We start from the raw sequence: 25,116 nt of genomic DNA, 5'->3' as shown, positions 1-25,116 counted from the left end.
GGGGGGGGGGGGGGGGTGGGGTTGTGGGGCCGGGGGTCGGGGGGGGGGGGGGGCGGGGCGGCGTTGGGCCGCGGGGCGGGCGGGGCGGGGGGGGGCCGCGCCCCCCCCCCACCCACCCCGAGACGTACCGTTTCACGGCCCTGTTCCCGGGTATCTGCTGAACGTTCCATTCGCTCGAGGAGGCGTGGCAGCGAACAGGCGAGCGCGAGGAGCGGTTTCGGATCGATCCGGCCCGGGCTCGCGTGGGACCTGTTCCGGTACTGCCCGGTCGCGCGCCTCCGGTACGAAGAGAGGCCAGATGATCCAGGTTTCCACATCCAGGCCGGTTTCCGCGGCGCACCGCGTCACCGACAGTCGCGTGTTCGAACGCCTCGCCCGTGCCGGTTACGTCATGGCCGGGCTCGTGCACCTGCTGATCGGTTACCTCGCGGTGCGCCTCGCCTTCGGTGGCGGCGGCACCACCGATCAGTCCGGGGCCATGGCCGAGCTGGCCGCCAAACCAGGCGGTGTCCCCGCGCTGGTCGTCGCCGTCGCCGCCTTCGTTTTCATGGCGCTGTGGCGGTTCACGGAGGCGGCGCTGGGTCCGCGTACCGATGGCCACGAGGACCGCACATCGGATCTGTTCCACCGCGGTAAAGCGGGCGCCGTGGGCGTGGTCTACCTCGGCTACGCGATCACCGCGTTCGGTTTCGTCCGGGGTAGCGGCACCTCGAGCGGTGGTAAGAACGCCGGGTTATCGGCGCGGCTGATGGAGAGCACCGGCGGCAAGATCGCCCTCGTCCTCGCCGGCGCGGTGATCATCGCGGTGGGGGCCTACCACATCCACAAGGGCGCCACCCGGCGGTTCCTGAAGGAACTGCGGACCGAGAGCGCGCTGCTGCGCAGGTTGGGCACCGTCGGGTACCTCAGCAAGGGTGCGGCCATCGCCGGGGCGGGTGCGCTCGTGATCGTGGCGGTATTCCAGGCCGATCCCGGTAAGGCCGGTGGCTTGGACGCCGCGCTGAAAACGTTGGGCGCGCAGCCGTTCGGTCCGGTGCTCCTGGTCGCCGCCGGGCTCGGGATCGCCGCCTACGGTCTCTACGATTTCGCCTGTGCCCGCTACGCCCGGATGTGACCGGCGGATGCTCGTCCCGATCCACCCACGCCATGTTCCGCCCTGCCGACCGGCAGGGCGGAACAGGCGCAGTGGCGGCCCCGTCTCGCGTCCCGGCGTGTGTCGCGCCGTTCCGGACCGCCATGGATCCGTATCTTCGGTGACGTGAACCCCACCGAGCTGCCCCGTCTCGGGTCGGCGGCCGGCCGTTGGATCGTGCTGGCCACCGTGCTCGGTTCCTCGGTGGCTTCCCTGGACGCCACCGTCGTCAATATCGCGCTGCCCCGGATCGGCGCCGCGCTCGATACCGATGTCGCCGGATTGCAGTGGACGCTCAACGGCTACACACTCACCCTCGCCTCGTTCATCCTGCTCGGCGGCTCCTTCGGGGACCGCTTCGGCAGGCGTAAGGTCTTCGTCGCCGGCGCGGTGGGTTTCGCTGTGGCGTCCCTGCTGTGCGGAGCGGCCGTGAACATCGAGATGCTGGTGGCCGCCAGGGTGTTGCAGGGGGTGGCCGGGGCCATGCTCACGCCGGGCAGTCTCGCGCTCATCTCCGCCTCCATCGACAACCGCGACCAGGGTGCGGCGATCGGACTGTGGTCCGGATTCGGCGGGGTGGCAGGGGCGCTCGGCCCGTTCCTCGGCGGCTGGCTGATCGAGGTGGCGGGCTGGCGCTCCATCTTTTTCCTCAATGTGCCGCTGGTGGCGGTGGTCGTCCTGGTCTCGCTGCGGCATGTGCCCGAGAGCCGCGATCCGCGCGCGGCCGCCCGGCTCGACCTCGCCGGCGCGCTCGTGGTGGCCGCGGCGCTCGGCGCGCTGACACTCGGGCTGATCGACGGGCCACCGATCCTGGTGGGCGCCGGCGGGGTGCTGCTGGCGGTCTTCGTCCTGATCGAGATGCGCAGCGACCATCCGCTGGTCCCGCCGGCGCTGTTCGCCTCCCGGGTTTTCACGGTGGCCAATCTGGTCACTCTCGCGGTGTACGCCGCGCTCGGCGGCGTGTTCTTCCTGCTGGTGCTGGAACTGCAAGTGGTGGCGGGCTATTCGCCGTTGCTGGCGGGGCTGGCCACCCTGCCGGTGACGGTGCTGATGCTGGCGCTCTCGGCGCCGTCCGGCCGCTGGGCCCAGCGGCACGGGCCTCGCCTGCCGATGACCTGCGGGCCGCTGCTCGCCGCGGGCGGGCTGCTCCTGCTGCAGCGGGTGGGACCCGGCGCCTCCTATCCGCTCGATGTGCTGCCCGGGGTGCTGGTCTTCGGTCTCGGGCTGTCGGTACTGGTCGCCCCGCTCACCGGCGCGGTTCTCGGCGCGGTGCCGGCGCGCGAGGCCGGAATAGCTTCCGGGGTCAACAACGCGGTCGCGCGGACGGCGCAGCTGCTCGCGGTGGCGGCCCTGCCGGGGCTGGCCGGTATCACCGGTGCGCTGGACGATCCCGCGGCGTTCGACTCGGGTTTCGGTGTCGCCATGTGGATCTGTGCCGGCCTGTTGCTCACCGGTGCCGTGCTGGCCGGGGTGCTGTTGCGGCCGCCGCGGCGCGCCCCCGAGCCGGACCGGGTGGACTGCATGCCGCAGTGCGGGGTCGGTGGTCCCGCGATCGCTCCGGCGCGGGCCGCGCCGTGACGGCTGCCGCGACGCGAGTGGGCGATGCGGTTCGCGGCGAGATGCATGATCGAAAGAATCCGGGGTAGACGCCGCATATGCATTCGACACCCCTCGTCCGGGCGGCCGGCGTTTCCGCCGGTGTCGTCCTGTCGACCGCGAACCCGCGGTACGCGTCGGCGTCCGGTGCGATCTGCGCGGCTACGGCGTGCCGCGCAGATTGTCGTTGTCCGAGCGCAAGCGGTCGTTGTCGGCGTGCAGATCGGCATTGGCATCCTCGAGGTCGAGGATGCGGCCGATACCCGTGAGGTTCACGCCGGCGGCGACCAGCTCGGTGATCCGGCGCAGGCGAGCGAGGTCGTTGCCGCTGTAGCGGCGGGTGCCACCGTCACTGCGGGCGGGGGTGAGCAGACCGTGGCGTTCGTAGAGCCGTAGCGTCTGGACGCCGATGCCCGCGAGACCTGCGGCGACCGAGATCCCGTATACCGCCTGATCGGGATCGGGCAGGTGTTGCCCCGGGTCGCGCTCGTGATCCATGCACTCCTCTTCTCCTCGTCGTACGCGAGGTTTCCTACCTTATCAACTTGCACTATACAAGTGTCAGTGCTATAAGAAATCTGTGCCATGAGACAAAGATTATCTATTCGATCGACGCGAGAGAAGTATGCGGCAGTCGGAGTCCGCCGGGTCGGGAGAAGCCGGGCGGCCCGCTCGGGCCCGCTTCGTCTCGCTCTCGGATATTCCTCCGCCACAGCCGAGTATCCCGTTGTCCACCGATCCGCGAGTTTGGAGATGTGCCTGGTGATGGCCAGTACCGAAATATCGACAGCATCGACACGAGACCGTACGGAGTCACGCCCCGAGGCCCAGGTTGTCTGGCCGGAACCGAGTCCACTCAGTGAGTGGTGGAACCGCGTGATGGGCACTACCCAGGCGAGTGTCCGGTGACGGCGCCCGCTTCTCCGCGCCTCGAGGACTACCCCGGCGCCGCGCAACCCCGGGCGGCGACCGAGCGGTCCTCCGTCCGATTCGGCCGGGTGATCTGGTACGACGCCCAGAAAGGCTTCGGCTATATCGATCCCGACGACGATATAGCCCCGGTCTTCGTGGAGTACCGGAGTATCGACGCCGACGGGTACCGGGTGCTCTTCGCCGACCAACGCGTGGAATTCTCCACGGTCGCCCGGGCCGGTGGGGCGGAGGCCGTGGCGGTGCGCCTCTGCGACTGAGCGAACCGACGGCAAGGGTTGATCCAGACATGACGAGTACATCGCTGTGACCAGCGCAGACGGTCGAACGCAGCGCGCATGCTTGACTCATTCCAGAAAAGAGACAAGACTTTCGGCTGTGCATGCGGCCGTGGATTTCCAGCAGATGCTGCGGGGAGTTTCGCTGCGCGTGACAGCCCCACGCGTGGCGGTGCTGAGCGCGGTGTACGACCACCCGCATGCCGACACCGACTCGATCATCCGTGCGGTGCGGTCGCGCCTGTCGGCGGTCTCGCACCAGGCGGTGTACGACTCGTTGCACACGCTCACCGCGGCCGGACTCCTCCGTTGTATCCAGCCCTCCGGTTCGGTGGCCCGTTACGAGTCCCGCGTCGGTGACAATCACCACCACGTCGTGTGCCGGACCTGCGGCTCGATCGCCGATGTCGATTGCGCAGTCGGCGCGGCCCCGTGCTTGACAGCCTCCGACGACCACGGCTACTCGATCGACGAAGCCGAGGTCATCTACTGGGGCCTGTGTCCCGACTGTGCGGTCTCGCACCGCACCTGATCGCAGCTCCTGCCACTCATTCAGGAAGGAAAGTCGTGACCTCCGATAGTCGTCCACCCGCTCCTGACACCGGAACTCGCAGCGCCAGCGAGAGCGAGAACCCGGCGATCCCCTCGCCTACGGCCCGTACCGACCACCGCCCCCGGACCAACGCGGACTGGTGGCCGGAGCAGATCGATGTCTCGATGCTGCACGGCCATTCGTCCAAAGCAAATCCTCTCGGCGAGAATTTCGACTACGCCGCGGAGTTCGCGAAGCTCGATGTCGAAGCGCTGAAAGCCGATGTCGAGGCGGTGCTCACCGATTCGCAGGACTGGTGGCCGGCCGACTACGGAAACTACGGCGGCCTGTTCATCCGGATGAGCTGGCATGCGGCGGGTACCTACCGGATCGCCGACGGCCGCGGTGGCGGTGGGCAGGGCGCGCAGCGATTCGCGCCGCTCAACAGCTGGCCCGACAACGCCAGCCTGGACAAGGCCCGTCGCCTGCTGTGGCCGGTGAAGCAGAAGTACGGGAACAGTATCTCCTGGGCCGACCTGATCGTCTTCGCCGGCAATGTCGCGCTCGATTCGATGGGCTTCCAGACCTTCGGGTTCGGTTTCGGGCGCCCCGACATCTGGGAACCGGAAGAGGTCTTCTGGGGTCCGGAGGACACCTGGCTCGGCGACGAGCGCTACAGCGGTGACCGGGAACTGGCGAACCCGCTGGCCAACGTCCAGATGGGATTGATCTACGTCAATCCCGAAGGCCCCAACGGGCGGCCCGATCCGGTGGCCGCCGCCCGGGATATCCGGGAGACCTTCGGCCGGATGGCCATGAACGACGAGGAGACCGCCGCGCTCATCGTCGGCGGGCACAGTTTCGGCAAGACCCACGGCGCGGGCGATGCCGACCTGGTCGGCGCCGAACCCGAGGCCGCCCCGATCGAACAGCAGGGCCTGGGCTGGAAGAGCAGCTACGGTACCGGCAAGGGCAAGGACGCCATCACCAGCGGTCTCGAGGTCGTGTGGACCTCCACTCCGACCCGGTGGAGCAACGGCTTCCTGCAGAACCTGTACGGCTACGAATGGGAACTCACCAAGAGTCCCGCGGGGGCCTACCAGTGGAAGCCGAAGGACGGCGCGGGCGAAGGCACCATCCCGGATCCTTTCGACGGCCCACCGCGCACGCCCACAATGCTGACCACGGACCTGGCGCTGCGGGAAGACCCCATCTATCGGGAGATCACCAGCCGCTGGCTGGAACATCCCGAGGAACTGTCCGAGGCATTCGCCAAGGCGTGGTACAAGCTGCTGCACCGCGATATGGGACCGATCAGCCGCTACCTCGGCCCGTGGGTTCCCGAACCGCAGTTGTGGCAGGACCCGGTCCCGGCCGTGGACCACGAACTGATCGACGACGAGGACATCGCCGACCTCGAGGGCAAGGTCCTCGATTCCGGTCTGTCGGTTCCGCAACTGGTCAAGACCGCCTGGGCTTCGGCGGCGAGCTTCCGCAGCACCGATAAGCGCGGCGGCGCGAACGGCGCCCGGCTCCGGCTGGCACCGCAGAAGGACTGGGAGGCCAACGAACCATCCGAACTGGCGCAGGTACTGCCCGTCCTCGAGCGGATCCAGCAGGACTTCAACCGGGCGGCATCGGGCGGGAAGAAGCTGTCGCTGGCCGATCTGATCGTCCTCGCCGGTTCGGCCGCGGTCGAGAAGGCGGCTCGGGACGCGGGCCACGAGGTGACCGTGCCGTTCCGGCCCGGCCGCACCGATGCCACCCAGGAGAACACCGATGTGGAGTCGTTCGCGGTGCTGGAGCCGCGGTCCGACGGGTTCCGCAACTATGTGCGGCCCGGTGAGAAGGCGCCGCTGGAACGTCTGCTGGTGGACCGGGCCTACATGCTCGATCTCACGGCGCCGGAACTGACGGTGCTGATCGGTGGTCTGCGCGCACTCGGCGCGAACCACGGTGGCACGAAGCACGGTGTGTTCACCGACCGGCCCGGTGTGCTGACCAACGATTTCTTCGTCAACCTGCTGGACCAGAACACGGAGTGGAAGGCGTCGGAGTCGGCGGAGAACGTCTACGAGGGCAGCGACCGCCGCAGCGGTGCGGTCAAATGGACGGCCACCGCCAACGACCTGATCTTCGGGTCGCATTCGGTGCTGCGCGCCGTGGCCGAGGTGTACGCGCAGCGTGACGCCGATAAGAAGTTCGTCGACGATTTCGTCGCCGCGTGGGTCAAGGTCGCCGAGAACGATCGTTACGATCTGCGCTGACCGGTGCCGCCGAGCTCCGGGCCGTCCCGTGCGGGGCGGCCCGGACCCGTCTCCGGCGCGGCTGTCGCGGGTTTCGCGGGCGCCGGAGTAGGCGGGTTGACGCGTATCCGCCGCGCGGGACCGGCGAAACACCCACCGGGTCAGTAGGATCTGGGGCTGTGGTCGAGTACCTGCCCCCACCACGGACACTGCTCACCGGCCTGACCATGGTCGAATCGGCCCGGTGGCACGACGGCCGGCTGTGGTTCGCCCACTGGGGCGCGGGGGAGGTCCTGGCGGTCGATATGGACGGCCGGGTCGAGGTGATGGGCGAGGGGCCGCGCGCAATGGGCTGGGCCATCGACTGGCTGCCCGACGGGCGACTGGTCACCACCGGTCCCACGCTCATCCGGCACGAATCCCACGGCGAACGGGTTCCACACCGCGCACTGGGTGGCAACGAGATCGTGATCGACTCGCACGGTCATATGTTCGTCGATGGAGCCGATTTCGATTTTCTCGGCGGCGGCGTTCCGGAACCGGGGTGGATCGATCTCGTCGCCCCCGACGGGACCTCACGCCGGGTGGCCGGGGACCTCGAATTTCCCAACGGCATGGTCGTCACCCCCGACGGTGCCACGCTGGTGGTGGCCGAATCGATGGCCGGGCGGCTGAGCGCTTTCGATATCGGCGACGACGGATCGCTGTCCGATCGCCGGGTGTGGGCCCGGGGCCTGGGCCCGGACGGAATCTGCGTGGACGCGGAATCGGCGATCTGGGCGCAGACCGCCGATACCGCCGCCCATACGGGTGATCCGCGCGCCCCGGCCGGCGCCTGTGTGCGTGTGCTGGACGGGGGCACCGTCACCCACCGTGTCGACATCGGGATCCCGTGCTTCTCCTGCGCGCTGGGCGGGCCCGGCGGACGGGATCTGTTCCTGCTCTGCAACGAGTTCGAAGGGGTCGACCGGATGCAGGCCGTGCAGGCCCGCCGGTCCGCGCGGATCCTGGTCACCGAGGCGCCGGTTCCCGCCGCGGGCGCGGGGGTCGGTGAGCCGCACGTTCAGCTTTCGGGGATCTCGATGCCGAAATGCTCACGGGTGATGTCGGCGGGCTCCGGACCGCCGCGGACACCGGTGTCGAGCGCGTCGATGGCGTCGAGTTCTCCGGCGGTGAGGTCGAAATCGAACACGTCGAAGTTCTCGGCGATCCGCGCGGGCCGTACCGATTTCGGAATCACCTGGCGACCTTGCTGCAGGTGCCAGCGCAGCATCACCTGGGCGGGTGTCCGGCTGTGCGCTGCCGCGATCTCACCGATCACCGGGTCGTCGAGGGTGGAACCGTGTGATCCGTCGCGGTAGAAGGTGACGCCGCCGATCGGCGACCAGGCCTGATTGAGGATGCCGTGCTCGGTATCGGCGGCGAGGAGTTCGGACTGGCGGAAATACGGATGCACCTCGATCTGGTTCACCGTGGGCACGACCTCGGTGTCGGCGAGCAGCCGGGTCAGGTGCTCGGGCATGAAGTTGGAGACACCGATCGCTCGCACGCGGCCGTCGGCGTAGAGCTGCTCGAGCGCCCGGTAGGCCTGGACGGTCCGGTCGAATTCGCCGGGCAGCGGCTGGTGCAGGATCAGCAGATCGATCCGCTCGGTACCCAGTTTCCGGGCGCTCTTGTCGAAGGCGCGCAGGGTGGCCTCGTAGCCGAAATCGGTGATCCAGACCTTGGTTTCGATGAAGACCTCGGCGCGGGAGAGCCCGGAACGACGCACAGCGTCCCCGACGCCCCGTTCGTTGCCGTACACCGCCGCGGTATCGATATGCCGGTAGCCGGTGGCCAGCGCGGCCTCCACGGCCGCGGCGGTCTCCTCCGGCGGGGTCTGGTAGACGCCGAACCCTAGCGCGGGTATCTCGACACCGTTGTTCAGGGTGAGGTTCGGGATGGTCATGTTCCCGACCATAGGCGGCCGCGCCGGCGTGAGCCCGGCTCCGGTGTCCGATGAGCGGTGTCACCCGCATAACGATGCTGCGCCGGGTACGGGACGTCGGTGTCCGACCTGCCCGCGAGCTCAGGACAGCCGGGGGAAGGACACGGCTGCCGCGGTGTCCCCGCGCGGCGGACCGGGTACGGGGCAGTACTACCGGGTGTCGCCGGAGCCGGTGAGGTAGGAGCCGAGCAGCCGGACCGGTCCGGCATGCCTCGAGTGCGGTGGCGGTGGTCGGGCAGCCGTCGAGCCGGTCGGAGTCGCGCAGCAGGGTGCCGAGCGTCCGCGTGCAGGCCACGTCGCGGCGCCCGGGTCGTGCGCGGTGTCGGGCGGGTCCCGCAGGATATCGGCGGACTCCCGGTCGCCATGGCGGACCGCGCGGGACGTCGCATCCGGAGCGATCGGCGTGTGCGAGACAGTGTCAGTGTTGTGCGTTCTCCACCACCCAGGCCGCTATCTGGGCGCGGGAGGTGAAGCCCAGTTTGGTCAGGATGTTCTCGACATGACCCTGGGCCGTGCGCTGCGAGATCACCAGCTTCGTCGCGATCTGCCTGTTGCTGAGTCCCTGGGCCACCAACTCGGCGACCTGATGTTCGCGCCGGGTGAGTTTCGCTGCGTGGTCGGCCGAACCGCCGGCCTCGGCGACGGGTTCACCGAGCGCGTAGGCCACGGCGGCGTCCATACCCATGGTCTGTCCCTGCTGGTAGGCCGCGTCGAATCGCCGGTCACCCAGTGCCGCCCGGGCCTGGCGCTCGGATTCCTCGTGGAGGGCGGCCATATTCCGGAAGACGGTCGTCACCCGGGCGCCGGCCGGCCGCAATCCCTCGGCGGCGCCCATGAGCATCGCGGCGCGTGCGGCCTCGGCCGGGATCTCGAGAACCCAGGCCAGCGCCTCGAGGCAGAACATATTGATCACTGTGCTGTTGAGGCCGCTGTTGACCCGCAACGCGTCCTGGAGCAGTCGCCGGGCACGCTCCGGGTCGCCGTCCCGCCAGACCGCGATTCCGAGCCCGCGCAGGGCCGCCGCGCGGTGGAGTAGTTCGCCGCGCGGCTCGGTGATCCTGAGCAACTCCCGGTAGTACTCGCTCGCCTGGGCGGTCTCTCCGCTCAGTTCGTATGCCCAGCCGAGTAGTGCCAATGCGCTCATCCGCAGCTGGCTTGCCGGGTCCGCACCGGTCAATGCCACCGCGCGTTCGAAATAGGCGGGCGCGGCGTCGGGTTCGCCGCGCGACATGGCGAAAAGCCCTTGGGAATACGCGATCTGCGCGTCGTATATCGGGGCCGCCTCCTGCTCGGCGAGGTCCTGCGCTTCCGCCAGCGCGTCCGCCGCCGCCGGAAACTCCCCGTGCATCGCGGCCAATTTGCCCGCCGCGCACAGAGCCCCGATACGGTCGGGTACCGAGTGCCACCCGGGGCGGGCGAGCGTGCGCTGCGACCACGACCGACCCTCTCCGTAGAGACCGCGGAAGTTCCAGAACTCGAAAAGCCCGACGGCGATCCGCAGGCCGGCATCCGCCGCCGCCTCGGTGTCCTCGGACAGGCAGTATTCGAGTGCTTCCCGCAGATTGGGTTGTTCGCGGGTGAGCCGGGCCATCCAGTAGGGCTGTTCCGCGCTGATCCAGCCGTTCGCGGCGTCCGCGCACAGCTGCTCGCACCATGCTCGGTGGCGCCGGCGCATCTCATCGGTCCGGCCGGCCTCCCGTAATTTCTCCCGGCCGTAGTCGCGCAGGATCTGCAGCATCCGGAAGCGCACCGCCCCGTCGGTCTCCTCGCGGATGAGTATGGATTTGTCCACCAGCGACGACAGCACATCCAGGACGCTGCCCGGACCGGGGTCGATATCGCAGACGTCCTCCGCGGCGTCCAGTTCGCAGCTTCCGGCGAACACCGAGAGCTGGGCCCACAGCCGCTGCTCGGCCGGTGTGCACAGATCGTGACTCGAATCCATGCACAGGCGCAGGGTCTGCTGACGGATCGGCGCGGTGCGGCTGGCCCGGGTGAGCAGCGGGTTGCGGATATCGATCCGCTCCAGGATCTGCTGCGGCGTCATGGTGCGCAAACGAGCGGCCGCCAATTCGATGGCCAATGGCAGGCCGTCCAATCGGGTGCAGATCTGCGCCACGGCCTCTCTGTTGCTCTCGTCCAGTTCGAAGCCCGGCACCGCCGCGGCCGCGCGTTCGGCGAACAGGGTGATCGCGTCGAAGCGGGGCAGTCCGGGCGGGGTGGACCCGCCGCTCGGGTCGGGGGCTTTCAGCGGCGCCACCCGCAGCACCGCCTCGCCGGCGATATTCAACGGTTCACGACTGGTGGCCAGGATGCGCAGTCCCTGGCAGCCCTGCAGGAGGACCTCGTCGAGTTCCGCGACCGCTTGCACCAGCTGCTCACAGTTGTCCAGCACCAGCAAGGTTTCGCGCGGGCACAGGTACTCCACCAGCACATCGATCAGCGGTCGGCCCGTTTCGTCGCGCACGCCGACCGCGGCGGCCACCACATCGACGAGGATGGTGCGATCGGAGACATCGGTGAGGTCGACCAGCCATACCCCGCCGGTGAAGTCCCGCCGCACCTGCGACGCGACCCGCAGTGCCAACCTCGTCTTCCCCACCCCACCGGTCCCGGACAAGGTCACCAGCCGGGAATTCGCCAGCAGGTTCTTCACCTCCACCACCTCGGTGCGCCGATTCACGAGACTGGTGAGCTCCAGGGGGATGTTTCCGGTGCTGTCGGCGCCGACCGGTTTGCGCTGGGCCGGTATCCGGGGCTTGTCCGCGGGTGCTTCGCGGGCGGGCTGCCCGTGTAGCGCCATCTCGTCCACGGGGTATCCGTGCCGCTCCTGCACCCGGCGGATGCACTCGCCCAGGACCGCGGCCGTCGGACGCTCCCGGCTGTTCCGGCTCATCGCCGATTCCACCAGGTCGCTGATATCGGCATCCACCCCCCGCTCGCGCAGATCGGGCAGCGGCTGGGTGGTGATCCGCAGGAACTGGGTGACCATCTTCTCGCCGCTGCGCCGCTCGAACGCGGCGTGCCCGGTGAGTGCGCAGAACATGGTGGCGCCGAGCCCGTACACGTCGGCGCTGGGTGTCGGCGGTTCGCCCTCGAGAACCTCGGGCGCGGTGAATGCGGGCGATCCGGTCACGGTGCCCGCGGCGGTGCGGAAACCACCCGCGATGTGCGCGATACCGAAATCGGTCAGCGCGGGCTCCCCGTAGTCGGTGAGCAGGATATTGCCCGGTTTCACATCCCGGTGGACGACGCCGAGCCGGTGCGCGCTCTCCAGTGCGCCGGCGATCTTGACGCCGATCTGCAGGACGTCCTCGGCGGACAGAGGGCCGTGGTCGCGAATCCAGGCGTCGAGGGAGCCCAGCGCATAGAACGGGGTCACCAGGTAGGGCCGGCCGCAGGCGGTGATGCCCTCCTCCAGCACGGTCACGATATTGGGATGTCCGGTCAACCGGCCCATCGCGCGCTGCTCCCGGGCGAATCGGGCGCGGTTGTCTTCGTCGGATTCCGCGGTCAGCAGTTTCACCGCGACCGTCCGGTCCAGTGGCTCCTGCTTGCACCGGTAGACCACGCCGAACCCGCCGCGGCCGATTTCCGCCGCGTTCTCGAATCCGGCAGCATCCAGCTCCGTCGCGACGGTCATCGTCGACTCGCGGCGGGTACGGACGGGGTCGTCACCGTTCACCGGAGCGGCGCGATCCACCGGGTCTGGTTGTGGGCACCGGGAACCATACGCGTCCCTCTCAACACCACAACTGTATCGCCGGGGCACTCCGGCGGCGAGGCATTGTTCATGGTCCGGCGAGGGCGGGGGTGAGCCGATCACACCGGTGACGCGGGAGCCGCAGGGGTGGTTACTCCGCGGCGCGCGCCGGCTGCCCGCTGCTGATCACGAACACCGGGAAGCGGTCCCCGCGCGGCGGCGCCTGGAAACGTACCCGGACCGGCCGGCAGTCGGCGCGCGGTAATTCGCCGTGGATCGTCGTGTAGACCCACGGCCCCTCGTCGAGTTCCACGATGGCGATCGCGGATTCCACCGCCTCGGTGCGGGCGTTCGGCGCCCAGGCCACGGTCCGCCAGCACACAATGGATCCGCTCCCGGTGGAGGGGATACGTTCGAAATCGTCACACCGGCAGGCCGAGCACCGGGTGACCGGCGGGGCGAACAGCCTGCTACAGCTCCCACACCGGCGGATCATCAGTGCGACCTCGGTGCATTCCGCGTACATATCGCGACAGTTCGGGAGGTTGTCGGAATTCCACTCGTGCATTGCTGCCCTCGATGTGATGGTTGCCGAATCGTTCGGTTACCAGGGTCTGGTATCCGGCGCGCGGATGCGCCGGTCGAACGGCCCCGGGTATACCTGTTTTCGAATAGTGCCCGGTCAGCGCGATGGCAGGCCGCGTGCCGGCCGTTCAGCGGGAGTGACGGGGGTCATACGGGGTGCCCGCGGGGGCCGGGGTGCGCGTGGTGACGGTCGGTGCGCCGGGTGAGCGGGTCCGCCCGTCGGCCGGCCGGGCCGTTGATCTTCGTCCGCGGTGTGGTCATGGCGGTGTGCGGTGCCGCCCCGTGATTCGGTGGCCCCGGGTACGACTACGAGAGAATCGGCGTCAGGGCGACTCGAATGGGCCGCCACCGTGGTATCGGATCTGTGCTGCTTTCTGCGATCGACGTACAGCCCGACCGGTCGCCGCGTGGCGGTCCCGCCGCCGAGCGAGGCATATTCGCGTCTCTCGACCGGAATGCAAAACGACTGCGGACCGATCGTATCGACAATCGTCGATAAAGGTTTCGTCATTCTCCGTGCGGTGATATATGTGAAAATCCGACGATATGGCGGGCGGAAGAATGCAACAGCCCGCCGGGCGCAATCCGGCGGGCTGTAGTCGCAGGGTTTCCTGCTCATGCGCAGCGCATACTTACTCGGCAGAGAAGCTCGACAGGGTTCCGATGCCGCCGAAGATGTCACCGAAGGCGCCGAAGAAATCGCCGAGGGCGCTGAAGTCCACTGAACCCATGATAATGCTCCTGTCGTATCCGTTGCTTCGGCGATGCCGTCTGCGCCGCCGCACACCTTGGTACTGGTGTTATACGAACGTTATAGGTATGCGGGGTTAAATCAAACTGAATTGTGACCTATCCTACACAATTGCTCCGCTGCCCTTCGGATTACATCGGTGTCGGTCGATTCGGCTGATCGCGGGTCGGCAAGTTCGGCATTTCGGAGAAATTGCGTGAATTTTTCACGTATTGCGACGCAGTCGTGAAGCGATGCATTTCGCACAGGTAATTATATGTTCGGGTGGCGCGCTTGCGTTTCCGTCGTTCCGATGGGGCCCGGCCGCCGCGGGTCCATGGCCGCGCCGGTCCGGGCGTAGGTCTGTCGATCGCGGCCGGGCTGGTCGCCGCCGGGGCGGACGCGCGCGGAAGGGCCGTCGGAAAATGAACACTATCGAGGAGTTATTCATGGTGGACGCATCGGAGACCACCCGATCCGGGTTGATCGCCATTCTGCGGGGCATCACCCCACGCGAAGCCGTCGAGGTGGGCGCGGCTCTGCTCGAGGCGGGTTTCCACGCCATCGAGGTGCCGCTCAACTCACCGGACCCGTATCGGTCCGACGAGTTGCTGGCGAGCGGTTTCGGCACGGTCTGCCCGGTCGGTGCCGGCACCGACCTGCGTCCGGAGGAAGTGGAGCGGGCCCGCTCGGCCGGCGCCGACATCATCGTGTCGCCCGACACCAATGTGGAGGTGATCGCGGCCGCTCGCGCCCTCGGTATGCGCTCGTACCCGGGGGTCGCCACGCCCACCGAGGCATTCGGCGCGGTTCGGGCCGGGGCGCGCAGTCTGAAACTGTTCCCGTCCGAGGCGCTGGGCATCTCCGGTATGCGGGCCGTGAGCGCCGTCCTGCCGGCCGAGGTGGAACTGATCCCGGTCGGCGGTGTCGACGAGACCAACCTCGCGGACTGGCGCGCGGCCGGCGCCGGCTGTGCCGGGATCGGCACCGCGGTCTACCGGCCCGGCGGACAGCGCCCGTGACGTACGCGCCAGGACTCGCCGGCTGTCGGAGATGTGGGCGTCCACCCCGTAGGACCCGCTCGTCACCGGACAACGCTGTCCGCTGCACAGGAGGAAATCAATGAAGATCGCGTCGATCGAGACGTTCACGCTGCCGCCGCGCTGGCTGTTCGTGCGTATCGAAACCGATGACGGCATCGTCGGCTGGGGCGAGCCCGTGCTGGAGGGGCGCGCGGCCTCGGTCGCCGCGACGGTCGAGGAACTGTCGGACTATCTGCTCGGGGAGGATCCGGGCCGCATCGAGGATCTGTGGACGGTGCTGTACCGGGGCGGGTTCTACCGCGGTGGCGGTATCCATATGAGCGCGCTGGCCGGTATCGACCAGGCACTGTGGGATATCAAGGGCAAAGCGCTGAGTGTTCCCGTGCACGAATTGCTCGGCGGCCGGGTTCGCGACCGCATCAAGGTCTATTCCTGGATCGGTGGTGATCGGCCGGACGAGACCGCGAAGGCGGCCCGGGACGCGGTCGACCGCGGTTTCGCCGCGGTGAAGATGAACGGCACCGAGGAACTGCAGTATCTCGACACCTGGGACAAGATCGACCGCTGCGTCGCGAATGTGGCCGCCGTGCGCGAGGCGGTCGGGTCGAATATCGGAATCGGTGTCGATTTCCACGGCCGGGTGCACAAACCGATGATGAAAGTGCTGCTGCGCGAAGTGGAACCGTACCGGTTGATGTTCGTCGAGGAACCGGTGCTGTCCGAACAGGTCGACAGTGTGGTGGATGTGCTGCGGCAGTCGCCGATTCCGATCGCGCTGGGGGAGCGCTTGTTCTCCCGATGGGATTCACGTCGGTCGACAAACGACCCGCGGCAGCCGGCGGCCTGGCCGCCAAGGCAAGTAGAGCGCGAATCCTCATCGCGGTCATGTTGTTCGTGACCGTGGTCATCAACTACATGGACCGTGCGAACCTGTCGATCGCGGTACCCGCCATCGCCGACGAGATGAATCTGTCCTCCGCGCAACATGGCCTGTTGCTGTCGGCATTCGGCTGGACCTATGCGGCGCTGCAGACCCGGGTGGCTGGTTCGTGGACCACGTCCCGCCCCGCGTGCTGTATCCCGCCTGCCTGCTGCTGTGGTCGCTGGCGACGGTGTTCATGGGCATCATCGGCGGTTTCGTCGGCCTCATCGCACTGCGGCTGCTGGTGGGAGTTTTCGAGGCGCCGGCCTATCCGATCAACAACCGCGTCGCCACCGCCTGGTTCCCGGAACGCGAACGCGCCTCCGTCATCGGATTCTCGCGGTGACCAACTGCACCGACACCGAGACCAACCGCCGGGGCCTCGCCGCGGTGCTGTCGATGGAGCAGACCATCCACAACGCCGGTACCGGCTGGCGGGCGATCGGCAACGAGACCGTCGCGCTCGTCGCCTACATCCTCATCGTCGGCTGGGAGTTCCTCATCGCGTTCGTCCTGCTCGCGGCGGCCGTCGTGTGGGTGCGCGCCCTGCGCGGGCGCGTGGGTGTCACCGGTACCGCCGCGCGGTTGTCCAGCCTGGACTGGACGATGGCCGTCCTGCTGTTCGCGGGCGCTTCCTGACCGTCGGCGGTGAATGGTTCCGGATGTGGGCCAACGAGGATGTGAACGCGTCATCGGCCGCGCTGCAGAATTTCCTCATCGCCGGGGTCGGGCTGATCCTGGTGTACCTGCCGCGGTCCGCAGAGGCCGGCTGACCCTCGGCGGACCGCGATCCTCCGACACGGACCGCCGCGTTGTCCGGGGCCACCCGCGCGAGGTCGTAGTCTCAGCGGATACCCCGCCACGAGAGGGAGTCGTCATGCTCACCGATCGAACGAAGACACCGCCGCGGGCGCTGGTTCGGGCGGTGGAGCGGGTCCGCGACGGACTGGCCGGGGTCCACCGACGTCTGGTGCCCGGACATCTCGCCCTCCTCGAGATGGTTGCCGCGGGCTGGTTGTCCCAGGCGATCCACGCGGCCGCCGCCCTGGATATCGCCGGTGCGCTCGCCGCCGGCCCGCGCGAGGGCACCGATCTCGCGCGGGCGGTCGGTGCGGACCCCGACGCGCTGCGGCGGTTGCTGCGCCTGCTGACCGCGCACGGTATCTTCGCCCGCCGGCGCGACGGTCGTTACGCGCTCACCCCCATGGCCCAGGCGTTGCGCGCCGACGCGGCAGTGCCGCTACGGGACGCGGTGCTGTTCTACGGTGGCCCGACACACCGTGACCACTGGACGCGTCTGGTGGACGTAGTGCGCACCGGCCGGCCGGCCCTGCCCGCTCGCGCCTTCTTCGATCTCGTCCGCGCCGACCGGGAATTCGGCGATATGTTCGATCGCGCGATGTCCGATATCGACGGCATCGGGCAGAGCGCGGTGCTGGCGGCGCACGATTTCGCCCGCTACCGCACGGTCGTCGATATCGGCGGTGGTCGCGGTGCCCTGCTGTCGGAGATACTGCGCCGGGCGCCGGATTGCACCGGTGTGCTGTTCGATCTGCCCGAGGTAGTGGCCGCCGCGGCGGAGCCGCTGGCCCGGGCCGAGATCGCCGGCCGGTGTACCGCGGTCGGCGGCTCGTTCTTCGACGCAGTCCCCGAGGGTGGCGACCTCTACGTGCTCAAGCACGTCCTGCACGACTGGCCCGCCGAACAGGCCGGGCAGATCTTGCGAACGGTCCGCGCGGCGATGGCCCCCACGGCCCGGCTGCTGGTGATCGAACTGCTACTCCCGCACCGGAATCGCCCGCATCCGGGCAACTACATCGATCTCGAGATGCTGGTGCACACCGGCGGCCGGGAGCGCACCGAATGCGAATACCGGGCCCTGCTGGCCGGCGCCGGGTTCGCGCTCGTTTCGTGCACACCCACACTGTCTCCGGAGAACGTGCTCGAGGCCGTCCCCGTGCCGTGACAGCGGCGCGTGACAGCGGCGCCGTCGCCCCGGTCGCCCCCAGCGCGGTCATCCCGCCCGGTGGGTGGACCTGGCCCGGTGCCTGGCCACATTCACCCGGTTGGCGCACCGCTCGGAGCAGAAACGGCGCCGTCCGTTGCGGGAGGTGTCGACGAAGACCCGCGGGCATTCGGCCCGCCGGCACTGCCCGATCCGGCCGGGCGCGGCGCAGTACAGCTCGGCCAGCCCCGCCGCGGTGTAGGCCTTCACGCGTTCCTCGATCGGCGCGTCCTCGGCGGCGTAGTGCAGATGCGGTGCCCGCCCGTCGTGGGTGGAGATATACGGGCGGCTCGTCGTCTCGGCCAGGAGCGCGTTGATCGGCTCGACCCCCGGGGCACGGAACACCGCGTCGAGCCGACGGGTCCAGCGGCGCAGCTCGGCCATCTGCCGGGAATTCACCGTACCGATGGGTTTGTAACCGGACTCGGCGAGCAGGGCGGCCAGATCCTGATCCGGCGGTGCGTTCACCATTCGGGCCGCCAGTTCGGCCGCGGTGCCGCCGTAAGGGTTGAAATGCACAGAACCATTACAGCAGACTCGGGTCATGACCATCACCTGCCCCGCCTGCTCCTGGCCCGAACCCGCCCTGATCTCCGAGCACGGCGCGGTCCGCTACTGGCGCTGTGTCTGCGGGCAATGGCTGGTGACCGAAGCGGATGCGGTCACCGCGTCACCGGGTGGCAGCGACCTCGCCGGAGTCCAGGGTTGACGGTTGACGCGGCGCCGTCCGTCGAGTCACCGAGGCGGCAGGCGCGCCGATGTCGCGTCGTGCGCGGCAGAGGTGTGGGCCGGCCGGCCGCGGGTACGCGCGGCGGAGACGAGGAGGAGTGATGAGCCACCGAGACGTCGTGCACGCCGTGCTCGACCGGGCGGGCACCACCTACGCCGCCGAAGCCGGGATCAGGCTGGACGACAAACCGGCCCCGCTGTTCCAGCTGCTCGTGCTGACCGATCTACTCAGTGCCCGTATCTCGGCCGATATCGCGATCTCCGCGGCGGCCGAGCTGAGAAACAGCGGTTACCGCACCGCCCGGAAGATGGCCGACGCGGACTGGCAGGACCTGGTCGACGCGCTCGGCCGCGGGCACTATCGCCGATACGATGAGAGGACCGCCTCCCAGTTGGGTGACGCCGCCACCAGGGCTGTCGAGAAATACGACGGTGATCTCCGCAAACTCGCGGACGAGGCCGGCCACGACGCCCGCCGGGCGGCGGCGCTGATCCGGCAGTTCAAGGGAATCGGCCCCACCGGGGGCGATATCTTCCTGCGCGAGGTGCAGGACGTGTGGACCTGGGCGCGCCCCTATTTCGACGAACGCGCCCTCCGCGGCGCCGCGAAGGTCGGGCTGCCCACCGACCGGGAAGAGCTCGCCCGGCTGGCGCCGCGCGACCGTGCCGCCGAGTTCGCCGCGGCGCTGGTGCGGATCGGCATCGATGACGACGCGGCGGACGAGGTCCGGGCGGCGGCCGGCTGACTTTCCGCGCCGCCCACCGGTGGCCGCCCCGGGGTGGTCAACTGTCGCCGGGGTCGTGCGATTCCAGGGGAGTGGTCGCCGGCCCCTCGAGGACCTTGCCGTCGATATCGAAGCGCGACCCGTGGCACGGGCAATCCCAGCTGGTTTCGGCATCGTTGAACGCCACGACGCAACCGAGATGGGTGCACACCGCCGACACCGAGTGCAGTGTGCCGTCGTGGTCCCGGTAGACGGCGCTGCGGCGCCCGGACCTGCGCATCACCGCTCCGCTGCCCGGGGCGAGATCCGCGGCGGAGTCGACGAAGGACTGTGGGCGGAGCCGGTCGCCGACGAGATGGCGGCCCACATCCAGCCCGGATTTCAGCAGGCTGCCGGCCTCGACCGTCGGGTGCAGGCGCCGCGGATCGTAGATCTTCGCCCAGGGCATCGGATCGCCGGCGAGTTCGGCGGCGATCAACCGCCCGCCCATGATCCCGTGGGTCATCCCCCAGCCGCCGAAACCGGTGGACACGTAGACGTGCCGGGCGCCGGGATGGAAGCGGCCGATATAGGGCACTCCGTCGGAGGTGGTGTTGTCCTGGGCGCCCCAGTGGTAGGTGAGGGCGTCGACCGGGAAATGGTCGCGGGCCCACCGCGCCAGCACATCGAAACGGTCCGTGGTCGAGACCGTCCCCGGCCGTAGGTGTTCACCGGTGATGATGAGCAGCCGTCGGTCGGTGCCGTGGGGAGCGGTGCGCACCGAGCGGGTGTTGTTCTCCGGCGTGATGTACATGCCCTGTGGGTCGTGTTCGGCGGCGATCACACCCGCGACGGCCAGCTCCCGGCGCGGTTGCAGGCGGGTGAACAGCAGCGCCCGGTCGAACACCGGGTAATGGGTGGCGACCACGACATCGCGTGCGCGGACCGTGGCGCCGGACTCGGTGGTCAACCGGCACGGGTCGCCCTCGTCCAGCCCGACGACACGTGTGCGTTCGAAGATCCGGCCGCCGCGCGCGGTCAGGGCCTCGGCCAGGCCGAGGAGATAGCGGCGTGGGTGGAACTGGATCTGGTCCGCCACGCGGACGGCCGCCGCCACGGGGAAGGGCAGACCGGTCTCGGTGACCAGCGTGGCCGGCAGCCCCGCCTGTCGTGCGGCATCGACCTCCGCGCGGATCTGGTCGATCCGTTTCTCCTCGGTGACATAGGTGTAGGCGGGTACCCGTTCCAGTTCGCAGTCGATGCCCAGATCCGTGACCGTGCGATCGAGATGCTCGATCGCGTCCTGTTGCGAGTGGGCGTACAGGCGCGCGGTCTCCGCGTCGAACGACGAACGCAGCGTGTCGTAGACCAGCGTGTGCTGAGCGCTCACCTTCGCGGTGGTGTAGCCGGTGGTACCGGAGACTATCCGGTCGGCCTCGAGGACGACGACCGAGCGGCCGGTGGCGGCGATTTCCCACGCGCTGCAGATGCCCGCCACACCCGCGCCGACGATCGCGACGTCTGCCTCGATATCGCCGGCTACCGGCGGATACGACGTCGCCGGGGTGGAATCCATCCAATACGACTCGGCTGTTCCGAAGGGTGAGTTCACGGCGCGCGGATACCCCGGACCCGGCGGGCCACACCTCTCGCCGCGTACGAGTATCGGGCGCCCGGTGGGCGGGGGACGGCCTGCACGGCGCCCACGACTTCCATGGGGCGTAAAAGGTGGATACGGTGAGGCGGATATCGAGGCAGTGGAAGGAACGAAGATGTCGGTCGGCGCCACGGTGAACAGACATATCCAGGAACTCGGCGGCGGTTTCATATTTTCCCGGGAGGCTCGCGAGTACGCCGCCGAAACCGGAGTGGACGGGTTCGTCGGTCCCTATACCCGCGGCCGCGGTGGGGTTCTGGGTGATGTGGACGCCGATGTGGTCACCGCGGCGTTCGGTTTCTTCCCCGCGCATTCGATCCGCGCGGCGTGGGAGTCCATCCCGATGCCCGCCGCGAAGGCCGCCCACCGGTACGCACTCGCCTGTCAGGACTTCGGCCGCCGGAAACTCGGTTCGTTCGACGAGGCGCCGCGACTCGCCGAACTGCTGGAAGCGGTTGTCGCGGCGGCCGAACCGGCCGGACTCCCGTTGTTCGCGGGGTGGCGCGGCGTACCCCTGCCCGCGGACGCGCCGGGCCGGGCCATGCAGCTCTCCCACGTCCTGCGCGAATTACGTGGCGGGCTGCATCTTCTCGCGGTGCGGGCCGCCGGCATCACCCCGCTGCAGGCCGTCCTGATCTCCGGCTCGACCCTCAACGACGGTCCCGGCCAGGCCCGCTTCTACGGGTGGCCCGAGCCGTTCGAGGAGATCTCCGACGACATCCGGTCCGCCTGGCAGCACGCGGAATCGGTCACCGACGACCTCATCGCGCCGGCGTTCTCGGTCCTCGACGACGACGGAGGCGCCGATCTCGTCCGGCTGGTCGCCGCGGCCCACACCGCGACCTTCGCCCGCTGAGGCCCGCCGGTCGCGGTTCCGGACCCGCCGCCGCGGCCCCCGCCGCCCGGCCCTCGGCGCTCTGACGGTATCCACGGTTGCGGCGGGGTACCTTGTCCCTGCACGTGGCGCCCGAGCAGGTCGAGGACAGCGCGGGAACCACGGGCCGGCCTCGCCGAGCCGCGAACCACTGCGCCTCCGCGTCGCCGAATCCGATGGGCCACGAGCCCCTGGCGCATCGGATATCTGCGTTACCTGCGAGAAAGACACAGCACGATATGAGCCAGCCCGAATCGGCCGTCCACGACGATTCCGAAACCGTTCCCGCTCCTGCCATTGCCGAATCCGGGCCGCGAAGTCGCTGGTGGGTACTGGCCGTGGTCTGCGTCGGCACGATGATGACCTTCGTCAATGTCTCGTCGACCATCGGCGGCCTGGCGATCATCCAATCCGACCTGCACGCCGGGTCCGCGGCCGCGGTGTGGATCAGTAGCGCCTACAGCCTGGTGGTGGCCAGTCTCGTACTAGGCGCCGGAACCCTCGCCGACCTGGTCGGCCGCCGGCTCGTCTTCGCCGCCGGCGCAACCCTGTTCGCGGTGGGCAGTGCTGTCGCGTTCGCGTCGCACAGCACACCGGCGTTGATCACCGCGCAGGTGGTCATGGGCGTGGGCGGGGCGATGGTGCTGCCCGCGGGTCTGGCCATCGTCAGCCACGCCTTCGCCGACCACGAACGCACGGAGGCGATCAGCATCTGGGCCGGTAGCTCCGGTCTCGGGCTGGCCGTCGGTCCACTCGTCGCCGGCGCCCTGCTCGACATCTTCTCCTGGCACTCGATCTATATGATCAATGTCGTGCTGGGGGCGATGGCCCTGCTCGGTGCCCTCACCCTCGTCGCCGAGAGCCGCCAGCCCGGCCGCACTCTCGATCCCGGTGGTATCGCGCTGGGCACGCTCGCGGTGGGCGCCCTGACCTACGCGGTGATCGAGGGCGGCGCCTCGGGATACACCGCGGGCCACATCCTGGTGGCGTACGCGGTGCTGGCGGTCTCCCTGGTGGCCCTCATCTGGTACGAGGCGCGCCATCCCGATCCGATGCTCGATGTCACGCTGTTCCGTTCGGCGTCGTTCAGCGCGGTGATGGCCGGCGCCGCCATCACGATGTTCGCGTTCACCGGGACCGCCCTGGTCACCGTGTTCTATCTCCAGCACGTGCAGGAGACCACCCCGCTCGGTGCGGGAAGCCGCCTGCTGGTGATGTTCGTACCGTTCATCGTCGTGAGCGCCGTCGCCGGTCGCCTCGTGCATCGCACCGGATTCAAGACGATGCTGACGCTGGGGCTGCTCGTGATGGCCGCCGGTGTCTTCGGGTTGCTGGCCGCCCCGCCCGAGCCCGGTTTCGGGCGGGTCTGGCCGGGCCTGCTGCTGGTGGGTATCGGCAGCGGGATGCTCGTGGCGCCCTCCACCGCGGCCGCTGTCATCAGCGTTCCGCTGCACCAGGCCGGAATGGCCAGTGCCGCGGTGAACATGTTCCGTCAAGTCGGCAATGTCCTCGGCGCCAGCATTCTCGGTACCATCCTGACCACGCGGTTCGCCACCGAACTCACCGAGGGCCTGCACCGGCAGAACCTTCCCGACGAAACCGTCGGCAAGATCGTCGCGGCCGCCGGCGAAGGCGACTCCTCGACCGCCTCGCTCCCCGCGGCCCTCGCCGACCGGATCGCGGCCGCGGTGCACGAGGCGTTCACCTCCGCCGATCATCTCGCCCTCACCGCCGCCGGCGCCGTCCTGCTCGTCACCGCGCTGCCCGTGCTCGCCTTCGTCCGGCGCACGTCGTCGCCGACTGAGGTTCGGCGAAGTATCCCCTCGGCCGCCGGCATCCGGGCAGCGCACCGGGTGCCGCGGCGCCGAGAACTCGTCCGCGCCACTACCGGTGGAGCGGCCGTCGCCGCCCCGTGCGGCCTCACCCGGCCGTGGACTCCCAGACGAACCCGTCCCGATCGGTGAACGATCCGGCGGTGCCGGCGATCACGATACGGTGCGAACCGTCCCCGTCCGGGGAGACGCCGGCGTCCTTGGCCGCGGCGCGGCGTCCGTAGAGTGCCAGCTTCACCGGCGAACCCGGGGTCGCGAATTCCACGTACTTGCCACCGAAACTCTTGGCCACTGCCAGGCCGCGTTCGACATAGAACCGCTTGGCGGCCTTGACGTCGTCGACCCCGAGCAGCAGCACGACCTCGTCGATCTCGCGGGTGACCGGCCCGGTGTCCTTCTTCTTCGAGGTCGTGATCTTCCAGATCGCGCCGTCCGGTGCCCGGAGGACGCCGCCGTAGCCCCAGAAGCTCTTCTCGGCGGGCTTGAGGACGGTGAACCCGGCGCCGAGGGCGCTGTCGACGAGACTGTCGACGTTTCCCGGCTGCGCCACCACCAGCGAAAGGATATAGCCGCGGAATCCGTTCGTGGGGGTCTGCGCCGCGCGGAAGTCCAGCTCGTCACCGAGGCCGAAGGCGGCGGTGTAGGTGGCCCGGGCGGCATCGGGGTCGGGTACCTCGAGGTGAACGGTGAGGGCGGTGGTGGTGTGTGTCGAAGCGTTCATGCTGTTCACGCTAATTCCGGGCGGGTCGCCGGCGCTTCTCGATTCCTGATCAATGCGCTCGGGAGAACCTGCGGACAGCCCACCGCGTGGTGCCGCTACGACTGTGCGCGGCGGCCCGAACGCGACTCAGGCGGTCTCGAGCGTGGTGTGCACCGGTGTCACGCCGGTGGTCAGGTCCAGGACCGGGCAATGCGCCTCGACCGCGGCCTGGAGTTCGGCGTAGCGCTCGGCGGTCTCCGGTCCGGTGACCCGCACCCGCAACCGCACGGCCTGGAAGCCGGCGCGCACCCCCGTCGTCGAGACCGAAGAAGCCGCGTACGTCCAGGTCGCCTTCGGCTTCGACGGACAGTTCGTCGACCACCAGGCCCAGCCGCTGGGCCCAGAACCGGTAGGTGACGATATGGCAGGAGATCAACGCGCCGAGATACACCTCGACCGGATTGGCGGCGGTGTCGTCGCCACCGAGCGCGGGTGGCTCGTCCACCGGGAAGCGGTGCGCACCCGCGCTGATCGTGCTGCCCACCGCGCCCTGCGGAGTGCCCGCGGCCCGGAAGATCACCGTGGCGGCGGTGGGGTCGTCCCGCACTGCTCTCGCGGTGGCGTCGGTGATGTCGTTGAGCGCTGTGGTGCCGGTGGTCATGGTTGCCGACCGTAGGTCCGGCCACGGTATCCGGCCAGAATTACGCTCTCGCTGAGGCCGATCCGGAAGTGCGAAGCCGGTCGGGCCCCCGAGCCGGAGCGGAAGCTGTTGCCACATCGGTGAACCGAAGATTTCGGAGTCTTCGTCTTCGGGCGGGGTCACGCGCTGGGCGCAGCGCGACGGCCGCTGCCGGATGGCAACGGCCGCGGGCTTCGAGCACACCGGGGCCCCGCCGTGCGGCGGGGCCCCGGTGTGCTCGGGCGGTTGTCG

At 69.1% G+C, this 25,116-nt stretch carries 19 protein-coding genes and 4 pseudogenes; 15 read left to right on the top strand and 8 right to left on the bottom strand.

From position 1 onward, the window contains the following. The first annotated feature begins 298 nt into the window (after positions 1-298). Together ABZV91_RS03825 and ABZV91_RS03820 are read left to right on the top strand one after the other, a co-directional pair. On the top strand, positions 299-1,114 hold the full coding sequence (locus ABZV91_RS03825) for a DUF1206 domain-containing protein (protein ID WP_355234906.1): 816 nt from the start codon (positions 299-301) through the stop codon (positions 1,112-1,114). Between the two features lie 144 nt (positions 1,115-1,258). Beyond that, a complete protein-coding gene (locus ABZV91_RS03820) occupies positions 1,259-2,710 on the top strand; it encodes an MFS transporter (RefSeq protein ID WP_355234903.1) in 1,452 nt (483 codons plus the stop codon). Positions 2,711-2,890: 180 nt separating this feature from the next. Here ABZV91_RS03820 and ABZV91_RS03815 read toward each other — a convergent pair whose 3' ends face one another. Continuing rightward, a complete protein-coding gene (locus ABZV91_RS03815; protein ID WP_355234900.1) occupies positions 2,891-3,226 on the bottom strand; it encodes a MerR family transcriptional regulator in 336 nt (111 codons plus the stop codon). Positions 3,227-3,633: 407 nt separating this feature from the next. Between ABZV91_RS03815 and ABZV91_RS03810 the strand changes: the two genes are divergently transcribed. The 4 genes and pseudogenes from ABZV91_RS03810 to ABZV91_RS03795 form a co-directional block, all read left to right on the top strand. Then, the gene (locus ABZV91_RS03810; protein WP_355234898.1) at positions 3,634-3,918 is read left to right on the top strand and encodes a cold shock domain-containing protein; all 285 of its coding nucleotides are present in this window, start codon (positions 3,634-3,636) and stop codon (positions 3,916-3,918) included. Positions 3,919-4,063: 145 nt separating this feature from the next. Continuing rightward, a complete protein-coding gene (locus ABZV91_RS03805; protein WP_355234941.1) occupies positions 4,064-4,468 on the top strand; it encodes a Fur family transcriptional regulator in 405 nt (134 codons plus the stop codon). A gap of 35 nt (positions 4,469-4,503) precedes the next feature. After that, complete coding sequence (gene katG, locus ABZV91_RS03800; protein ID WP_355234895.1) at positions 4,504-6,735, top strand: catalase/peroxidase HPI; 2,232 nt, start codon at positions 4,504-4,506, stop codon at positions 6,733-6,735. Between the two features lie 206 nt (positions 6,736-6,941). After that, positions 6,942-7,595: pseudogene (locus ABZV91_RS03795) on the top strand (SMP-30/gluconolactonase/LRE family protein); the annotation flags it as partial. 182 nt (positions 7,596-7,777) lie between these two features. Here the strand turns inward: ABZV91_RS03795 and ABZV91_RS03790 are convergent. The 3 genes from ABZV91_RS03790 to ABZV91_RS03780 all read right to left on the bottom strand — a co-directional run bounded on the left by ABZV91_RS03790 (position 7,778) and on the right by ABZV91_RS03780 (position 12,930). Next, entirely contained in the window at positions 7,778-8,662 is an 885-nt protein-coding gene (locus ABZV91_RS03790) for an aldo/keto reductase (protein WP_355234892.1), read from the bottom strand. Positions 8,663-9,119: 457 nt separating this feature from the next. Continuing rightward, positions 9,120-12,344 carry a protein kinase gene (locus ABZV91_RS03785; RefSeq protein WP_355234889.1) on the bottom strand — a complete coding sequence of 1,075 codons (3,225 nt, stop codon included), beginning with the start codon at positions 12,342-12,344 and terminating at the stop codon, positions 9,120-9,122. A gap of 211 nt (positions 12,345-12,555) precedes the next feature. Continuing rightward, positions 12,556-12,930 (bottom strand): hypothetical protein, encoded by a 375-nt coding sequence (locus tag ABZV91_RS03780; RefSeq protein ID WP_355234886.1) that lies wholly within the window; start codon positions 12,928-12,930, stop codon positions 12,556-12,558. Positions 12,931-14,168: 1,238 nt separating this feature from the next. On the opposite strand from ABZV91_RS03780, the gene ABZV91_RS03775 reads away from it, so the two are divergent. The 5 genes and pseudogenes from ABZV91_RS03775 (at position 14,169) to ABZV91_RS03755 (ending at position 17,650) form a co-directional block, all read left to right on the top strand. After that, the gene (locus ABZV91_RS03775) at positions 14,169-14,741 is read left to right on the top strand and encodes a 2-dehydro-3-deoxy-6-phosphogalactonate aldolase (protein WP_355234883.1); all 573 of its coding nucleotides are present in this window, start codon (positions 14,169-14,171) and stop codon (positions 14,739-14,741) included. Between the two features lie 100 nt (positions 14,742-14,841). Further along, positions 14,842-15,576, top strand: a pseudogene (dgoD, locus tag ABZV91_RS03770) (galactonate dehydratase); the annotation flags it as partial. A 235-nt stretch (positions 15,577-15,811) separates the two neighbouring features. Beyond that, positions 15,812-16,030 (top strand): MFS transporter, encoded by a 219-nt coding sequence (locus ABZV91_RS03765; protein WP_355234880.1) that lies wholly within the window; start codon positions 15,812-15,814, stop codon positions 16,028-16,030. Beyond that, positions 16,027-16,457 (top strand): annotated as a pseudogene (locus ABZV91_RS03760) (DUF2165 domain-containing protein). Before ABZV91_RS03765 ends, ABZV91_RS03760 begins: the two are co-directional and overlap by 4 nt. Before the next feature lie 104 nt (positions 16,458-16,561). Continuing rightward, entirely contained in the window at positions 16,562-17,650 is a 1,089-nt protein-coding gene (locus ABZV91_RS03755; RefSeq protein WP_355234877.1) for a methyltransferase, read from the top strand. A gap of 48 nt (positions 17,651-17,698) precedes the next feature. Here the strand turns inward: ABZV91_RS03755 and ABZV91_RS03750 are convergent, their stop codons facing one another. Then, the gene (locus ABZV91_RS03750; protein WP_355234873.1) at positions 17,699-18,208 is read right to left on the bottom strand and encodes a CGNR zinc finger domain-containing protein; all 510 of its coding nucleotides are present in this window, start codon (positions 18,206-18,208) and stop codon (positions 17,699-17,701) included. Between the two features lie 25 nt (positions 18,209-18,233). Here ABZV91_RS03750 and ABZV91_RS03745 point away from each other — a divergent pair, with 25 nt between their 5' ends. Both ABZV91_RS03745 and ABZV91_RS03740 read left to right on the top strand, forming a co-directional pair. Then, positions 18,234-18,398 carry a hypothetical protein gene (locus ABZV91_RS03745; RefSeq protein ID WP_355234870.1) on the top strand — a complete coding sequence of 55 codons (165 nt, stop codon included), beginning with the start codon at positions 18,234-18,236 and terminating at the stop codon, positions 18,396-18,398. Positions 18,399-18,519: 121 nt separating this feature from the next. Next, on the top strand, positions 18,520-19,164 hold the full coding sequence (locus ABZV91_RS03740) for an endonuclease (protein WP_355234867.1): 645 nt from the start codon (positions 18,520-18,522) through the stop codon (positions 19,162-19,164). A 37-nt stretch (positions 19,165-19,201) separates the two neighbouring features. Here ABZV91_RS03740 and ABZV91_RS03735 read toward each other — a convergent pair whose 3' ends face one another. Continuing rightward, positions 19,202-20,734, bottom strand: a complete 1,533-nt coding sequence (locus ABZV91_RS03735; protein ID WP_355234864.1) for an FAD-dependent oxidoreductase — start codon at positions 20,732-20,734, stop codon at positions 19,202-19,204. Positions 20,735-20,894: 160 nt separating this feature from the next. Here ABZV91_RS03735 and ABZV91_RS03730 point away from each other — a divergent pair, with 160 nt between their 5' ends. Beyond that, positions 20,895-21,635, top strand: coding sequence for a hypothetical protein (locus ABZV91_RS03730; protein WP_355234861.1), 741 nt, complete (start codon positions 20,895-20,897; stop codon positions 21,633-21,635). A 257-nt stretch (positions 21,636-21,892) separates the two neighbouring features. Continuing rightward, a complete protein-coding gene (locus ABZV91_RS03725) occupies positions 21,893-23,617 on the top strand; it encodes an MFS transporter (RefSeq protein ID WP_355234858.1) in 1,725 nt (574 codons plus the stop codon). Here ABZV91_RS03725 and ABZV91_RS03720 read toward each other — a convergent pair. Then, positions 23,574-24,206 carry a glyoxalase gene (locus ABZV91_RS03720; RefSeq protein ID WP_355234856.1) on the bottom strand — a complete coding sequence of 211 codons (633 nt, stop codon included), beginning with the start codon at positions 24,204-24,206 and terminating at the stop codon, positions 23,574-23,576. The genes ABZV91_RS03725 and ABZV91_RS03720 overlap by 44 nt on opposite strands. 126 nt (positions 24,207-24,332) lie before the next feature. Further along, positions 24,333-24,846 (bottom strand): annotated as a pseudogene (locus tag ABZV91_RS03715) (OsmC family protein). Between the last annotated feature and the right edge of the window lie 270 nt (positions 24,847-25,116).

The sequence above is a fragment of the Nocardia sp. NPDC004568 genome, assembly GCF_040609955.1.
GTDB lineage: Bacteria > Actinomycetota > Actinomycetes > Mycobacteriales > Mycobacteriaceae > Nocardia.
The sequence above is the reverse complement of the archived record's forward strand: the minus strand, read 5'-3'. Positions and strand labels throughout refer to the sequence as shown.

Coding starts and splice junctions, on each gene's coding strand:
- ABZV91_RS03825 (WP_355234906.1), top strand. CDS start 299: ATGATCCAGGTTTCCACATCCAGGCCGGTTTCCGCGGCGCACCGCGTC.
- ABZV91_RS03815 (WP_355234900.1), bottom strand. CDS start 3,226: ATGGATCACGAGCGCGACCCGGGGCAACACCTGCCCGATCCCGATCAG.
- ABZV91_RS03805 (WP_355234941.1), top strand. CDS start 4,064: ATGCTGCGGGGAGTTTCGCTGCGCGTGACAGCCCCACGCGTGGCGGTG.
- ABZV91_RS03790 (WP_355234892.1), bottom strand. CDS start 8,662: ATGACCATCCCGAACCTCACCCTGAACAACGGTGTCGAGATACCCGCG.
- ABZV91_RS03785 (WP_355234889.1), bottom strand. CDS start 12,344: ATGACCGTCGCGACGGAGCTGGATGCTGCCGGATTCGAGAACGCGGCG.
- ABZV91_RS03780 (WP_355234886.1), bottom strand. CDS start 12,930: ATGTACGCGGAATGCACCGAGGTCGCACTGATGATCCGCCGGTGTGGG.
- ABZV91_RS03775 (WP_355234883.1), top strand. CDS start 14,169: ATGGTGGACGCATCGGAGACCACCCGATCCGGGTTGATCGCCATTCTG.
- ABZV91_RS03755 (WP_355234877.1), top strand. CDS start 16,562: ATGCTCACCGATCGAACGAAGACACCGCCGCGGGCGCTGGTTCGGGCG.
- ABZV91_RS03745 (WP_355234870.1), top strand. CDS start 18,234: ATGACCATCACCTGCCCCGCCTGCTCCTGGCCCGAACCCGCCCTGATC.
- ABZV91_RS03740 (WP_355234867.1), top strand. CDS start 18,520: ATGAGCCACCGAGACGTCGTGCACGCCGTGCTCGACCGGGCGGGCACC.
- ABZV91_RS03730 (WP_355234861.1), top strand. CDS start 20,895: ATGTCGGTCGGCGCCACGGTGAACAGACATATCCAGGAACTCGGCGGC.
- ABZV91_RS03725 (WP_355234858.1), top strand. CDS start 21,893: ATGAGCCAGCCCGAATCGGCCGTCCACGACGATTCCGAAACCGTTCCC.
- ABZV91_RS03720 (WP_355234856.1), bottom strand. CDS start 24,206: ATGAACGCTTCGACACACACCACCACCGCCCTCACCGTTCACCTCGAG.